At 71.0% G+C, this 15,053-nt stretch carries 10 protein-coding genes, 3 pseudogenes and 1 riboswitch; of the genes and pseudogenes, 6 read left to right on the forward strand and 7 right to left on the reverse strand.

All coding sequences use genetic code 11. The features are described from left to right. Positions 1 to 104 precede the first annotated feature (104 nt). From rlmN to ACIRQP_RS22375, 4 genes are all read left to right on the forward strand, one after another. Complete coding sequence (gene rlmN, locus ACIRQP_RS22360; protein WP_403892747.1) at positions 105 to 1,217, forward strand: 23S rRNA (adenine(2503)-C(2))-methyltransferase RlmN; 1,113 nt, start codon at positions 105 to 107, stop codon at positions 1,215 to 1,217. Between the two features lie 47 nt (positions 1,218 to 1,264). After that, positions 1,265 to 1,390: riboswitch (TPP riboswitch) on the forward strand. 83 nt (positions 1,391 to 1,473) lie between these two features. Next, a complete protein-coding gene (locus tag ACIRQP_RS22365) occupies positions 1,474 to 2,598 on the forward strand; it encodes a thiamine ABC transporter substrate binding subunit (protein WP_403892749.1) in 1,125 nt (374 codons plus the stop codon). A 77-nt stretch (positions 2,599 to 2,675) separates the two neighbouring features. Beyond that, positions 2,676 to 4,289: an ABC transporter permease gene (locus ACIRQP_RS22370; RefSeq protein WP_403892751.1), complete on the forward strand. Its 1,614-nt coding sequence runs from the start codon at positions 2,676 to 2,678 to the stop codon at positions 4,287 to 4,289. Continuing rightward, positions 4,289 to 5,380 (forward strand): ABC transporter ATP-binding protein, encoded by a 1,092-nt coding sequence (locus ACIRQP_RS22375; protein ID WP_403892753.1) that lies wholly within the window; start codon positions 4,289 to 4,291, stop codon positions 5,378 to 5,380. The genes ACIRQP_RS22370 and ACIRQP_RS22375 overlap by 1 nt, the downstream gene beginning before the upstream one ends. Before the next feature lie 66 nt (positions 5,381 to 5,446). Here ACIRQP_RS22375 and ACIRQP_RS22380 read toward each other — a convergent pair. Beyond that, positions 5,447 to 6,120 (reverse strand): annotated as a pseudogene (locus ACIRQP_RS22380) (response regulator). Next, a pseudogene (locus ACIRQP_RS22385) lies at positions 6,114 to 7,333 on the reverse strand (sensor histidine kinase). Before ACIRQP_RS22385 ends, ACIRQP_RS22380 begins: the two co-directional pseudogenes overlap by 7 nt. A gap of 148 nt (positions 7,334 to 7,481) precedes the next feature. Between ACIRQP_RS22385 and ACIRQP_RS22390 the strand changes: the two are divergent. Further along, positions 7,482 to 7,757 (forward strand): annotated as a pseudogene (locus ACIRQP_RS22390) (glycosyltransferase); the annotation flags it as partial. Positions 7,758 to 7,791: 34 nt separating this feature from the next. Here the strand turns inward: ACIRQP_RS22390 and ACIRQP_RS22395 are convergent. The 5 genes from ACIRQP_RS22395 to ACIRQP_RS22415 form a co-directional block, all read right to left on the reverse strand. Next, positions 7,792 to 8,916: an LOG family protein gene (locus tag ACIRQP_RS22395; protein ID WP_403892755.1), complete on the reverse strand. Its 1,125-nt coding sequence runs from the start codon at positions 8,914 to 8,916 to the stop codon at positions 7,792 to 7,794. 148 nt (positions 8,917 to 9,064) lie between these two features. Next, positions 9,065 to 10,402, reverse strand: a complete 1,338-nt coding sequence (locus ACIRQP_RS22400) for a hypothetical protein (RefSeq protein WP_403892757.1) — start codon at positions 10,400 to 10,402, stop codon at positions 9,065 to 9,067. Beyond that, complete coding sequence (locus ACIRQP_RS22405) at positions 10,384 to 11,112, reverse strand: ABC transporter ATP-binding protein (protein WP_403892759.1); 729 nt, start codon at positions 11,110 to 11,112, stop codon at positions 10,384 to 10,386. The genes ACIRQP_RS22400 and ACIRQP_RS22405 overlap by 19 nt, the downstream gene beginning before the upstream one ends. A 211-nt stretch (positions 11,113 to 11,323) precedes the next feature. Next, positions 11,324 to 12,703 (reverse strand): aspartate aminotransferase family protein, encoded by a 1,380-nt coding sequence (locus ACIRQP_RS22410; RefSeq protein ID WP_403892761.1) that lies wholly within the window; start codon positions 12,701 to 12,703, stop codon positions 11,324 to 11,326. Continuing rightward, complete coding sequence (locus ACIRQP_RS22415; RefSeq protein WP_383108790.1) at positions 12,688 to 13,191, reverse strand: Lrp/AsnC family transcriptional regulator; 504 nt, start codon at positions 13,189 to 13,191, stop codon at positions 12,688 to 12,690. The genes ACIRQP_RS22410 and ACIRQP_RS22415 overlap by 16 nt, the downstream gene beginning before the upstream one ends. 194 nt (positions 13,192 to 13,385) lie before the next feature. Here ACIRQP_RS22415 and ACIRQP_RS22420 point away from each other — a divergent pair, with 194 nt between their 5' ends. Continuing rightward, positions 13,386 to 14,825 (forward strand): gamma-aminobutyraldehyde dehydrogenase, encoded by a 1,440-nt coding sequence (locus ACIRQP_RS22420; RefSeq protein WP_403892763.1) that lies wholly within the window; start codon positions 13,386 to 13,388, stop codon positions 14,823 to 14,825. Positions 14,826 to 15,053 lie beyond the last annotated feature (228 nt).

Genomic DNA, 15,053 nt, shown 5'->3' on the forward strand with positions numbered 1-15,053 from the left:
GAAGCCGTTCCCGTGAGGTCTCCCGGCACCGGCACCGTTCTGCCGTACTCCCCGCCACAGCGGGGGGCGCCCGGCCTCGCCGCACCGAGGAGATTTGGTTTTTCATGGCCCCGCCGACCCCCGGAGAACTCACTTTCGTCGCGCCCCGCGGAGCCAAGAAACCCCCGCGGCATCTCGCCGACCTCACCCCCGCCGAGCGCCGCGAGGCCGTCGCCGCGATCGGCGAGAAGCCGTTCCGCGCCCGGCAGCTGTCACAGCACTACTTCGCGCGATACGCGCACGACCCCGAGCAGTGGACCGACATCCCGGCCGCCGCGCGCCAGAAGCTCGCCACGGAGCTGCTGCCCGACCTGATGTCGGTGGTACGGCACATCTCGTGCGACGACGACACCACCCGTAAGACGCTCTGGCGGCTGCACGACGGCACCCTCGTCGAGTCGGTGCTGATGCGCTACCCGGACCGGGTCACCATGTGCATCTCCTCACAGGCGGGCTGCGGGATGAACTGCCCGTTCTGCGCCACCGGTCAGGCCGGTCTGGACCGTAACCTCTCCACCGCCGAGATCGTGCACCAGATCGTCGACGGGATGCGCGCGCTGCGGGACGGCGAGGTCCCCGGAGGTCCCTCGCGGCTGTCCAACATCGTCTTCATGGGTATGGGCGAGCCGCTCGCCAACTACAAGCGGGTGGTCGGGGCGATCCGCCGGCTCACCGACCCCGAGCCGGACGGTCTGGGCCTCTCGCAGCGCGGGATCACCGTCTCGACGGTCGGTCTCGTGCCGGCGATGCTGCGCTTCGCCGACGAGGGCTTCAAGTGCCGGCTCGCGGTCTCCCTGCACGCGCCCGACGACGAGCTGCGCGACACCCTCGTGCCGGTCAATACGCGGTGGAAGGTGCGCGAAGTACTGGACGCCGCCTGGGAGTACGCGGAGAAGTCGGGCCGCCGGGTCTCCATCGAGTACGCGCTGATCCGCGACATCAACGACCAGGCGTGGCGCGGCGACCGGCTGGGCCGGCTGCTCAAGGGCAAGCGGGTGCACGTCAATCTGATCCCGCTCAACCCGACGCCCGGCTCGAAGTGGACGGCGTCGCGCCCCGAGGACGAGAAGGCGTTCGTCGAGGCGATCGCGGCCCACGGTGTGCCGGTGACCGTACGGGACACCCGGGGCCAGGAGATCGACGGAGCGTGCGGACAGTTGGCCGCGTCGGAGCGGTAGGAGCCTGTTCGGCGCCAGGGGGTAACCTTGACCTGAACGCATTGCATATTTTCCGACAGGGGAGCGCCACAGCGCTGAGAGTGCGGCACATGTCCGTGGGAGCGGACAGCGGTCGCAGACCCTCTGAACCTTGCCCAGGTCATTCTGGGTAGGAAGTTCGGACACCACTCAAGCTGTTGCGCCCTGCCCGGAGTCCGGCCGGTACGGACCCCGGGCAGGGCCGCGTCTTCTCCTGGACATCCCAGGAGGAAAGTCAGTGAGCAGTACCCGCACCCGTACCAACACGAGAAGGGCGGCCGTCGGCGCGCTCGCCGCCGCGCTCGGTGTCTCGGCCCTCGCCGCCTGCGGCGGGTCCGAAGGCTCCCCGTCGTCCGGCGACGGCGGCAGCGGCGGTTCGGAGTCGAAGACCGTCACCCTCGTCAGCCATGACTCGTTCAACGCCTCGCCCGCCGTGCTGAAGGAGTTCACCAAGGAGACCGGTTACACGGTCAAGGTCCTGAAGAGCGGCGACGCCGGCGAGGCACTCAACAAGGAGATCCTGACGAAGGGTTCGCCCCAGGGCGATGTCTTCTTCGGCGTCGACAACACCCTGCTCTCCCGCGCCCTCGACAACGGCCTGTTCACGCCGTACAGGGCGAAGGGCCTGGACCGCGTCGAGGAGAGTACGCGGCTCGACAAGGACAAGAACCGGGTCACCCCGATCGACACCGGCGACATCTGCGTCAACTACGACAAGAAGTACTTCGCGGACAAGAAGCTGGCGCCGCCGCGGACCTTCGACGATCTGATCAAGCCCCAGTACAAGAACCTGCTCGTCACCGAGAACGCCGCGACCTCCTCACCCGGCCTCGGCTTCCTCCTCGGCACGGTCGCGCGGTACGGCGACAAGGGCTGGCAGGACTACTGGAAGAAGCTGAAGGACAACGGCGTCCAGGTCGTGGACAGCTGGGAGCAGGCGTACAACGACAGCTTCTCCGGCTCCGCCGGCGGCAAGAAGGCCAAGGCCGACCGGCCGCTCGTCGTCTCGTACGCCTCCAGCCCGCCCGTCGAGGTGCTGTACGCCGAGCCGCGGCCGAAGGAAGCGCCGACCGGGGTCTCCACCGGCACCTGCTTCCGGCAGACCGAGTTCGCCGGTCTGCTGGACGGAGCGAAGAACGAGGCCGGCGGCAAGGCGCTGCTCGACTTCCTGATCGGCGAGAGGTTCCAGGCGGACATGCCGCTCAACATGTTCGTCAACCCCGTGGTCAAGGATGTCGCGCTGCCGGAGCTGTTCACGGAGTTCGGCGCGACCGTCGACACGCCCAAGACCGTGGCGCCCGGCACGATCGCCGCCAACCGCGAGCAGTGGATCCAGTCGTGGTCCTCACTCGTAGTGAAGTAACACCCAGGACGCCGGGGGGAGGGCGGTCCGGGCGCGGCCGGGTCCGGGGGCGCGCGAACGCCGTCCGGCCCGCCCTCATGGCCGTGCCCGTCGCCTTCTTCGCGGTCTTCTTCGCCTATCCGGTGGCCGCGATCGTCGGCAGGGGACTGAAGACGGACGGCGGCTGGCAGTTCGGCCGGATCGGGGACGTACTGACCCGCGCGGACATCCTCGGCGTTCTGTGGTTCACCACCTGGCAGGCGCTCGCCTCCACCGCGCTCACCCTGCTGATCGCGCTGCCGGGCGCGTATGTCTTCGCACGCTTCGACTTCCCCGGCAAACAGGTGCTGCGCGCGGTGGTCACCGTCCCGTTCGTGCTGCCCACCGTCGTGGTCGGCACCGCCTTCCTGGCGCTGCTCGGGCGCGGCGGACTCCTGGACGACCTGTGGGGCGTACGGCTCGACACCTCCGTCTGGGCGATCCTCCTCGCGCATGTCTTCTTCAACTACGCGGTGGTCGTCAGGACGGTGGGCGGCCTGTGGTCGCAGCTCGACCCGCGTCAGGAGGAGGCGGCACGGGTGCTCGGCGCGGGGCGGCTCGCGGCCTGGTGGCGGGTGACGCTGCCGGCCCTCGGCCCCGCCGTCGCCGCCGCCGCGCTGATGGTCTTCCTCTTCACCTTCACCTCCTTCGGGGTCGTACAGATCCTGGGCGGCCCCGGCTTCTCCACCCTGGAGGTGGAGATCTACCGGCAGACCGCGCAGCTCCTCGATCTGCCCACCGCGGCCGTGCTCACGCTGACGCAGTTCGCGGCGGTCGGCGCGATCCTGGCGGTGCACGCGTGGACCGTACGGCGGCGGGAGACCGCGCTGCGGCTGGTCGACCCGGCGCTGACCGTCCGCCGGCCGCGCGGCGCCGGACAGTGGACGCTGCTCGGCGCGGTGCTCGGCACCGTACTGCTGCTGATCCTGGTGCCGTTGGGGGTGCTCGTCGAACGCTCCCTGGGCGGTCCCGGCGGGTACGGATTCGAGTTCTACCGTGCCCTCGGATCGGTGGAGGCCGGCGGCGGCACCTTCCTCGTACCGCCGCTGGAAGCGGTCTGGAACTCCCTGCGGTACGCGCTTGTCGCGACCGCCGTCGCGCTGGTGGTCGGGGGGCTGGCCGCCGCCGCGCTCACCCGGCGCGCGGGCCGTCTCGCGCGCGGCTTCGACGCGCTGCTGATGCTGCCGCTCGGCGTCTCGGCCGTGACCGTCGGCTTCGGTTTCCTGATCACGCTGGACAAGCCGCCGCTGGATCTGCGGGCCTCCTGGATCCTGGTGCCCCTCGCCCAGGCGCTGGTGGGGGTCCCCTTCGTCGTACGGACGATGCTGCCGGTGCTGCGCGCGGTGGACGGACGGCTGCGCGAGGCGGCGGCCGTGCTCGGAGCGTCGCCGTTGCGTGCCTGGCGGGAGGTGGATCTGCCGCTGGTACGGCGGGCGTCGCTGGTCGCCGCCGGGTTCGCGTTCGCCGTCTCGCTCGGCGAGTTCGGCGCGACGGTCTTCATCGCGCGCCCGGACCGGCCGACGCTGCCGGTGGCCGTCGCGCGGCTGCTGGGGCGGCCCGGTGAGCTGAACTACGGCCAGGCGATGGCCCTTTCCACGGTCCTGATGGTGGTGTGCGCGGTGTCGCTGCTGGCGCTGGAACGTATCCGTACCGACCGCTCGGGAGAGTTCTGATGGCCCTGCTGACCCTGTCGGACGTGACCGTACGGTTCGGTGCCCGCACCGCGCTCGACGCGGTGGATCTGGAGGTCGACGAGCACGAGATCGTCTGTGTGCTCGGGCCGAGCGGCAGCGGCAAGTCGACGCTGCTGCGGGTGGTCGCCGGACTCCAGGAGCCGGCCGGCGGACGGGTGGCGCTCGACGGCTCGGACCAGTCGGGGGTACCGGTGCACCGGCGCGGCGTCGGCCTGATGTTCCAGGATCACCAGCTCTTCCCGCAGCGCGACGTGCACGGCAATGTCGCCTTCGGCCTGCGGATGCGCGGCGCCGCCCGGGACGAACAGACCCGCCGCGTCGAGGAGTTGCTCGACCTCGTCGGACTGCCGGGGGCCGGCCGCCGGGCCGTCGCCGAACTGTCCGGTGGCGAACAGCAGCGGGTCGCGCTGGCACGGGCGCTCGCGCCGAGGCCGCGGCTGCTGATGCTGGACGAACCGCTCGGCCAGCTGGACCGCGGTCTGCGCGAACGGCTCGTGGTCGAACTGCGCGGCCTGTTCGGACGGTTGGGTACGACCGTGCTCGCCGTCACCCATGACCAGGGCGAAGCCTTCGCTCTCGCCGACCGGGTGGTGGTGATGCGCGACGGACGTATCGCCCAGACCGGCACCCCGCTGGAGGTCTGGCAGCGGCCCGCCTCCGCCTTCGTCGCGCGGTTCCTCGGCTTCGACAATGTCGTGGACGCGACGGTGAGCGGCGCGCTCGCCGACACGGTCTGGGGAAAGGTCCCGGTCCCCGGCGGATCGGCCCAGGGCGAGCGGACAGTGCTGGTACGGCCCGCCGGGGTATGTCTCGTGGCCCCCGGCGAAGGGCTGCGCTGCACGGTCGGGGCGCGTACGTTCACCGGCGGCCGGGTCGCCGTACTCCTGCGGCCCGACGGACTCACCGGCGCACCGGACATCGAGGCCGAGTGCGGGCTGCGCGAGGCGCCGGAGGAGGGGGCGGAGGTGGGGGTCGCCTTCGACGCCGAGGACGTGGTGGTGCTGCCGGGGGAGGGGCGGAGCGCGGCTCAGGGCGTGCGGTCGGCGGCGCTGGCCAAGCTGTCCTCGTAGGGGCGGTGGCGGCCGGTGATCAGGCCCGGTGGCCGCTGATCAGGCCGTCCTCGACGGTCGGCCGCGTCACGGGTCCCGGCGCCGCGCGCCCGGCCGCACCAGACCGAGTTCGTACGCCAGGATCACCGCCTGCGCCCGGTCCCTGAGCCGCATCTTCGTGAACAGCCGGTTGATATGCGTCTTGACCGTGTGGTCGAGATGGTGAGCCGGTCGGCGATCTCCGCGTTGGACAGACCGCGCGCGATCAGTACGAGCACCTCGGCCTCGCGCGCGGTCAGTCCGTCCAGCGTGCGTACGGGCAGTACCGACTCCCGCTGCCGGGCGAACTCCGCGATCAGCCGCTTGGTGACCTCGGGCGCGAGCAGCGCGTCGCCCCTGGCCACGACCCGTACGGCGGGCAGCAGTTCGGGAAAGGTCGCGTCCTTGAGGAGGAAACCGCCCGCTCCGGCCGCGAGCGCGTCGTACACGTACTCGTCGAGATCGAAGGTGGTCAGGATCAGCACCTTCGTCGATCCGCCCGACCCGGCGAGGATCTCGCGGGCCGCCTCGATGCCGTTCTTGTGCGGCATGCGGATGTCGAGCAGCGCCAGATCGGGCCGGTGCTCGGCGGCGGCACGGACCGCCTGGACGCCGTCTTCCGCTTCGGCCACCACCGCGATGTCGTCCTGCGTGGCCAGCAGATTGACGAAGCCGGTCCGTACGACCGCCTGGTCGTCGGCCACGATCGTCCTGATCACCAAGGGAGTTCAGCCTCCACGAGAAAACCGCCGTCAGGACGGGACCGGCCGTGAGCCGCCCGCCCAGCAGGGCGGCCCGTTCCCGCATCCCCTCCAGACCATGCCCCCAGGGCCGGTCGGCGGCGGGCCCGGGGCCGTCGTCGCCGACCCGGATGGCCGGCCGGTCGGCGAGATAGCCGATCTCCACCAGCGTACGGGCGCCGGGAGCGTGCCGGCGGGCGTTGGTCAGCGCCTCCTGCACGATGCGGTGCGCCGACAGCTCCCAGGAGGCGGGCAGCCCGCTCCGTACGCCGGCGGCGCCCCGCTCGCCGGTGAACCGCAGCTCCGCCTCGCCGCCCACCGCGTGGTGCTGCTCCAGCAGTTCGTCCAGCGCGTCGAGCGTCGGCGGCGGTGCGGTGGCGGCCTTCTCTTCGGGCCGGGTGCGCAGCACGCCGAGCAGACGCCGCAGTTCGGCCATCGAGGAGCGTGCGGTCCCGGCGATGTCCTGGAACGCGGTCCGGGCCTCGGGCGAGAGTCCGGGGGTGGTGTACGCCGCGCTCTCCGCCTGCACCGCGATCATCGAGACCGAGTGGGAGACGACGTCGTGCAGTTCGCGGGCGATCGCCGCGCGCTCGGCCTCCGCCGCCCGGCGGCGCTCCATGGCGATCAGCCGTTCCTGCGCCGCGCTCCGTTCGCGCCGCGTCTCCTCACGCGCGCGTACGGCGTCCCCGGTGCTGACGGCGCCCAGGATCACGGCGGTCAGGACGAAGGTCTCGGCGAACCATCCCAGCGAGAACGAGTCGCCCCCTTGCATCGAGGGGATGAGGTCCCCGGACGTGCGATGCCTGTTGCCGATGTGCACCAGATTCGCCGCCAGGGCCGCGAGAAAGCCACCGCCGACGAGCAGCGCGGGGTGCTGCACCCGCTGTCGGCCCAGGCTGTAGCAGCCGATCAGCCCGGCCGCCGCCGCTGTGGCGTAGAGGCTGGAGGACGGACTGGCGGTGAAGCTGATCAGGACCGACGCCACCGTCACCATCGACATCGCGGGCAGGGTCCGGCGCCACATCAGGGACGCTGTCGAGACCAGCACCCCCGCCGAGACCGTGGGTCCGGCCGGCAGCCGTCACAGCTCCGCCGCCGCGCAGCCCGTCAGCAGGGCTCCGGTGACCCAGGGACAGGCGGGGGAGGCGACCGTACGGCGCAGTCGTGCCCGCAGGGTCCTGAATCGGTCGTCCATGCCCCCGATTCTTCGGCATCCCGGCCGGTGGCCGCGTCGGAGTACGGGTTGATCCCCGGCCCGGATCTCGTACCACGAGGTGACTCCCAGGACCGGAGCCACGGTTGACGTGCCGGATCACGCCCCTTCCTAGCCTCGTGACCACGCCAGGAGAGGGGGGTTTCGTGCTGGGTCGACGGGTGCCGCGGCGGCCGGACTGCCGGTTCTGGCGGGCGACTCGGGCGGGGCGCCCGACGCCGTGCGCGACGGGGAGACGGGACATGTCGTGGACGGCCGCCGCACCGACGAGATCGCGGACCGGCTCGTGGCGCTGCTCCACGACCGCCACGCCGCCCGGGAGATGGGGCGCAAGGGGCGCGACTGGGTGCGTACGGAGTGGGACTGGAACCGTTCGTACGAGCGGCTGGCCGCGCTGCTCGCCTGAGCCGCCGCCGACAGCCCGCCTCTCAGCCCGCCTTTCAGCCCGCCGCGAGCCGGGCGAGCGCCGCCGGTGCCTCGTCCACCGTGTCGACGAGCGCGATACGGGACTCCATCCGGCGTTCCCGCGCGAGCGCCGTCAGCAGCGGCCAGGCAGGCAGCCGCTCCGTCCAGTGGGCCCGGCCGACCAGGACCATCGGGGTCGGCTCGCCGCGCGACTCGTAGTAGTTCGGCGTCGCGTTGTCGAAGATCTCCTGGACGGTGCCCGCCGCGCCCGGCAGGAAGACCACCCCCGCGTTGGAGCGCGCCAGCAGGCCGTCCTCGCGGGTTGCGTTGGCGAAGTACTTGGCGATGTGCGCCGCGAAGGCGTTGGGCGGCTCGTGGCCGTAGAACCAGGTGGGGATCCCGACCGACGCCTCGCCCTTGGGCCAGCGCGCGCGTATGTCGAACGCGGCCCGCGCCCAGTCGGATATGGAGGGGACGAACGACGGCGCCTTCGCGAGCATGTCGAGCGCCTCGTCCAGCATGTCGTCGGGGTGGGAGGCCGCGTACGCGCCGAGGTTCGCGGCCTCCATGGCGCCGGGGCCGCCGCCCGTCGCCACGGTCAGTCCCGTACGGGTGAGCGCGCGGCCGAGCCGGGCCGCGCCCGCGTACGCGTCGGTACCGCGTGCCATCGCGTGCCCGCCCATCACCCCCACCACCCGGGCGCCCGCGAGGAGTTCGTCCAGGGCGTCGGAGATCGCGTCGTCGTGCACCGCGCGCAGCATGGACGCGAAAATGTCGCCGTCCGTCTTGGTCCGCTGGAACCACGCGTAGGCGCGCGCGTCGGGCGTGGCCTCGTAACCGCCCTCCGTCAGTCCCTCGAAGAGCTGGTCGGGCGAGTAGACGAACCCTCGGTAGGGATCGAACGGGAGATGGGGAACGGGCGGGAACACCATGGCGCCGTCGGCCCGTATCTTGTCGGCGGCGCGGGGCTCCATCGGACAGCCGAGGAAGATGGCCTCGGCGGTGTCGGTACGGAGCAGTTCGGGCGTACGGGCCGTCAGATCGACGGACTGCACCCGGTATCCGCCGAGCGTTCCCGTCCGTACGACCCGGTCGAACTCGTCGAGGGTCTCGATCTCGTGGTCCTCGGCGTGCGCGGGGGACTGGGCGTCGTTCGGCATGGGGTCACGATAGGGCGTGGCCGACGGGGTGTTGCCGCCAGGGCCCCCGTCCCTCCGTCCCCCTCCGTCCCCCTCCGTCCCCCGGAAAACCGCGACCGGCCGTGCCCCGCACTCGGGCGGGGCACGGTCGGTCAGGGAGGAGCGCCGCTCACTTGGTCAGAGGGACCGCCGCCAGGGCCGCCATCGCCCAGGTCAGCGGGGCGAACACCACGAGGATCGTGGTCGCGCGCACCGCCGCCGCCGTACGCAGGAGCGTGGCGGGGGCACCGAGCGTGTACAGGGACTCGGTGGTGGAGACACGGGTCTGTTTGGCTTCCAGGAACGCCGTCAGGACCGTGGCCGCCGTACAGCCGATGACCAGGGCGGCGCCGAGGCCGGTGAGCGGGCCGAAGGGCCGTTCGTCACCGGGCCCGTACAGGGTCGTCGCGGCGAACGCGCCCGACACCACCGCGCACAGCACGCCCATCGGGCGCCCGATACGGCGTGCCTCGGCCATCAGCGTGCGGCCCGCCAGCAGCCTGATCGCGCCGGGCCGCACGGCCTGGAGCAGCAGGCCACAGAGATGGGTGATCCCCGGCCCGGCCAGCGCCAGCCCGACCGCCGTCAGCGCCCAGCCCGCCAGCACTCCGGCCGAACCGCCGTCGAAGTGGCCCGGCAGCGGCGGCGGGGTGCCGCCACCGCCCCGGCTCGCGTAGGTCTCGACCGCGAGTCCCGCCGCCGCGATCGCGACACCCCACGGCAGACCGGTCGGCGCCGGTGTGGGGTCGGGAACGCGCGCGGGCGTCATGGCCCTGGCCTCGTTGACGGCTGTGTCCGGGACCTTCTCGGGATCCGCGGCCTCGGTCGTGGCCGCCTCCGCGGCCTTGCCCGACGCCGTGTCCCCGTCCGTGTCCATGGCCGTGGCCGTGCCCGGATCCGCGGTCGCCGCCCTGGTGATGGCGGGCCGGGCCGGCGCCCTGGCGGGAGCGGGCGGGAGCCCGGTCGTCGTGCGGGTCCGCAACGCCAGCCAGGTGGCCGCCGACGCCAGCACCGGCACCGCGGCCAGCAGCGTCAGCGCCGCGCCCAGCGGCAGCGGCCGGCCGGCGGCGAGCAGTTTCGCGGCCTCGCCGTCGAACGGCATCCCCGTCAGATCACCGCGCAGATGCAGGAAGAACAGCAGCGCCAGCGCGCTGCCCAGCGTGCAGGACACGGCGGTCGACGAGGCGGCCAGCGCCGCGAGCCGCGACGGGCCGAGGCCCACCGCCGACAGCCCGGAGCGCGGCAGGGTGCTCTGATCGGTACGGGCCGTGGCGACCGCGAACTGCACCGTCGCGGCCAGCGGGATCAGACACCAGAGCAGCCGCGCCTGGGATCCGGCCGGATGGCCCAGAGCCCAGCCCAGTGTGCACAACAGAAGGAAACCGACCCCGGCGGAGGCGGCGACGACCAGCAGCCGGCGCAGCAGGACCAGGGGGTGTGCGCCGAGGCCTAGACGGAGAGCGAGCACGCGGCCCGGCCTTCCGCCTCGAACGGCCGGAGCGAGCCGACCCGGCGTCCGTCCACCAGTGAGACCGTACGGTCGGCGAGCGCCGTGAGCTCCTCGTCCAGGGTGGCCAGGACGACGGTGATCCCGTGCGAACGGGCCGCGGTGGTCAGCGTACGCAGCACCTGCGCCCCGTCCGTGAGATGCAGCGCCGCCGCCGGCTCGTCGGCGAAGAGCACCGCGGGCGTGGTGACCAGCGCGCGGGCGACGGCGACCCGCTGCCGCTGGGCCTGGTACAGCGCGTACGGACGTTTGCGGGCGCAGCCGCCGATGTCGAGGCGTTCCAGCCACTCCATCGCCGCTGTCTTGGCGGCGCGCTGGGACGAGCCGCGCATCAGCAGCGGCAGGGCCGCGTTCTCCCAGGTGTTGAGTTCGGGGACGAGGGACGGCTCGGGGCCGATCCAGCTGAAGCGCTCGCGGCGCAGCTGTTCGCGGAGCGCCGCGCTCATGGTGTGGACCGGCGAGCTGTCGAACCAGACCTCGCCCTCCTGCGGCACCAGCTGACCCGACAGACACCGCAGCAGAGTCGTCTTGCCGCTGCCGCGCGGGCCGTTGACGGCGAGGATCTCACCCTCGCGCACCCCGAGCGAGACGCTGTCGAGCGCGGGGGAGCCGTTGTGTGAGTAGTTCAGAGAACGCGCCCAGAGCACGTCGTTGTCCGGTGGGGCCACCATTGGCGTACACCTCGGTTCGGATTACCTCCCCCGTCCGGGGGAACGAAGGCCTCGACGATCGGTCACTGGGCACGGTAGGGATTCGGAGCCGGGAGTACGGACAGCACACGGCCCGGGTGCCGTCCTTCTCACTCGAAAGGCGGTACCCGGGCCGTCATGCGGGGGGTTCCGTACGGTCGGTACGGAGCCGGCCGGAGGAACAACGTCACCGTCAGAGCTTCGTCCACGCCTCCGTCAGCACCGACCGCAGGATTCCCTCGATCTCGTTGAACGTCGACTGGTCGGAGATCAGCGGCGGCGCCAGCTGCACGACCGGGTCGCCGCGGTCGTCGGCCCGGCAGTACAGGCCGTTCTCGTACAGCTTCTTGGAGAGGAAGCCGTACAGGACGCGCTCGGTCTCCTCGTCCGTGAACGTCTCCTTCGTGGCCTTGTCCTTCACCAGCTCGATGCCGTAGAAGAAGCCGTTGCCGCGCACGTCGCCGACGATCGGCAGATCGCGCAGCTTGTTCAGCGTGCCGAAGAAGGCGGCCTCGTTGTCCAGGACGTGCTGGTTGAGGCCCTCGCGCTCGAAGATGTCGAGGTTGGCGAGGCCGACCGCCGCCGAGACCGGGTGGCCGCCGAAGGTGTAGCCGTGCAGGAAGGTGTTGTCACCCTCGTAGAACGGTTCGGCGAGCCGGTCGGAGACGATGCACGCGCCGATCGGGGAGTAGCCCGAGGTCATGCCCTTGGCGCAGGTGATCATGTCCGGTACGTAGTCGAACTTGTCGCACGCGAACATCGTGCCGAGCCGGCCGAAGGCGCAGATGACCTCGTCGGAGACGAGCAGGACGTCGTACTGGTCGCAGATCTCGCGGACCCGCTGGAAGTACCCGGGCGGCGGCGGGAAGCAGCCGCCCGCGTTCTGCACCGGCTCCAGGAAGACCGCCGCGACCGTCTCCGGGCCCTCGAAGAGGATCTGCTGCTCGATCTGGTCGGCGGCCCAGCGGCCGAAGGCCTCGGGGTCGTCGCCGAAGAGCGGCGCGCGGTAGATGTTGGTGTTCGGCACCTTGTGCGCGCCGGGGACCAGCGGCTCGAACGGCGCCTTCAGGGCCGGCAGACCGGTGATGGACAGGGCTCCCTGCGGTGTGCCGTGGTAGGCGACGGCGCGTGAGATGACCTTGTACTTGGTCGGCTTGCCGGTCAGCTTGAAGTACTGCTTGGCGAGCTTCCAGGCGGTCTCGACCGCCTCGCCGCCGCCCGTGGTGAAGAAGACCTTGTTGAGGTCGCCCGGCGCGTAGTGGGCGAGCCGCTCGGCCAGCTCGACGGCCTTGGGGTGCGCGTACGACCAGACCGGGAAGAAGGCCAGCTCCTGCGCCTGCTTGTAGGCGGTCTCGGCCAGCTCGTGGCGGCCGTGCCCGGCGTTCACCACGAACAGTCCCGAGAGACCGTCCAGATAGCGCTTGCCCTGATCGTCGTAGATGTAGGTGCCCTCACCACGCACGATGGTGGGCACGGGTGCGTTCTCGTACGACGACATGCGGGTGAAGTGCATCCACAGGTGGTCGTACGCGGTCTGGGAGAGGTCCTTGCTCACGGCTATCGGGTTCCCCACATGTAGGTCTGCTTCTTCAGCTTGAGGTAGACGAAGCTCTCGGTGGAGCGCACGCCGGGGAGCGCGCGAATCCGCTTGTTGATCACGTTCAGCAGGTGGTCGTCGTCCTCGCAGACGATCTCCACCATCAGGTCGAACGAGCCCGCGGTCATCACCACGTACTCGCACTCGTCCATGGCCGACAGCGCGTCCGCGACGGGATCCAGATCGCCCTCGACATTGATGCCGACCATCGCCTGGCGCCGGAAACCCACGGTGAGCGGGTCGGTGACGGCGACGATCTGCATCACGCCCTGGTCGAGCAGCTTCTGGACGCGCTGGCGAACGGCCGCCTCGGAGAGGCCGACGGCCTTGCCGATCGCGGCGTACGGGCGCCGCCCGTCCTCCTGGAGCTGTTCGATGATCGCGAGGGACACGGCGTCGATGGACGGCGACGATCCGTTCCCGGTCCTGGAGTCTGTCCTGGAGTCTGCGCTACGACTGGCCACGCGCTTCACTGTGCACTGCGACTCGTCTGTCCCGCAACCCTGTATCGATGAAATTCGTTGTTGAAGCGACTGAATCTCACCGAATCCGAAGTTGTGGAGGGTCCGACCTGTCGAAAGCGTCGACCGAGCGATTAGGGTGGGTGTCTCACCCATCGGACATTCCGATACGTAACTTCCGACAGGAGGGGTGGCAAGTGACCACCGAGCTGCGCCGGCTGCGTAACTACATCAACGGAGAGTTCCGGGACGCCGCGGACGGGCGGACCATCGAGGTGGTCAACCCGGCCACCGGCGAGGTGTACGCCACCTCCCCGCTCTCGGGGCAGGCCGACGTCGACGCCGCCATGGAGGCCGCCGCGGCGGCCTTCCCGGCCTGGCGCGACACCACCCCGGCCGAACGACAGAAGGTACTGCTCAAGATCGCGGACGCCTTCGAGGAGCGGGCGGAGGATCTGATCGCCGCCGAGTCCGAGAACACCGGCAAGCCGCTGGAGCTGACGCGTACCGAAGAGATCCCGCCGATGGTGGACCAGATCCGGTTCTTCGCGGGCGCCGCCCGGATGCTCGAAGGCCGCTCGGCCGGGGAGTACATGGAGGGGCTCACCTCCATCGTCCGCCGCGAGCCGGTCGGCGTCTGCGCGCAGGTCGCGCCGTGGAACTACCCGATGATGATGGCCGTGTGGAAGTTCGCGCCGGCCCTCGCCGCGGGCAACACCGTGGTGCTCAAGCCGTCGGACACCACCCCGGCCTCGACCACGCTGATGGCCGAGATCATCGGCGCCATCGTCCCCAAGGGCGTCTTCAACGTCATCTGCGGCGACCGCGACAGCGGCCGGGCGATGGTCGAGCACCCGATCCCGGCGATGGCCTCGATCACCGGTTCCGTACGGGCCGGCATGCAGGTCGCCGAGTCGGCGGCCAAGGACGTCAAGCGCGTCCATCTGGAGCTGGGCGGCAAGGCTCCGGTCGTCGTCTTCGAGGACGTCGACATCGCCAAGGCCGTCGAGGGCATCGCGGTGGCGGGCTACTTCAACGCCGGGCAGGACTGTACGGCCGCCACGCGCGTCCTCGTCCACGAGTCGATCCACGACGAGTTCGTGACGGCGCTCGCGAAGGCCGCCGCCGACACGAAGACCGGCGCCGCGGACGACGAGGACGTGCTGTACGGCCCGCTCAACAACGCCAACCAGCTGAAGCAGGTCTCCGGCTTCATCGAGCGGCTGCCGGCCCACGCCAAGGTCGAGGCGGGCGGCCACCAGGTCGGGGACAAGGGCTACTTCTACGCCCCGACCGTCGTCTCCGGCCTCAAGCAGGACGACGAGATCATCCAGAACGAGGTCTTCGGCCCGGTCATCACCGTCCAGTCCTTCACGGACGAGGCACAGGCGCTGGAGTACGCCAACGGCGTCGAGTTCGCGCTCGCCTCCTCGGTGTGGACCAAGGACCACGGGCGGGCGATGCGGATGTCGAAGGCGCTGGACTTCGGCTGCGTGTGGATCAACACCCACATTCCGCTGGTCGCGGAGATGCCGCACGGCGGCTTCAAGAAGTCCGGCTACGGCAAGGACCTCTCGGCCTACGGCTTCGACGACTACACGCGTATCAAGCACGTGATGACCTCGCTCGACGGCTGATCAGGCCGCTGGGGCGGGTCCTGGGCGGACGCGGAATTCCCGCCGGAGGGGCGGGCGATGGACTTCTTGTCCACCGCCCGCCCCTTTCGTTCGCGCGCGGCGGAAAACCCTCACCCGAATGGCTCCCCATGCCGGTGTGACATGCCTTCAGCTGTGCGCCGCACTCGCCGGGCGCATTTCATCGGACGGTCCTACAGTCGCTTCTACAAAGGCCCGTTCGGGCCGTCT

It is taken from the genome of Streptomyces sp. NPDC102274 (genome assembly GCF_044766385.1).
Classification (GTDB): domain Bacteria; phylum Actinomycetota; class Actinomycetes; order Streptomycetales; family Streptomycetaceae; genus Streptomyces.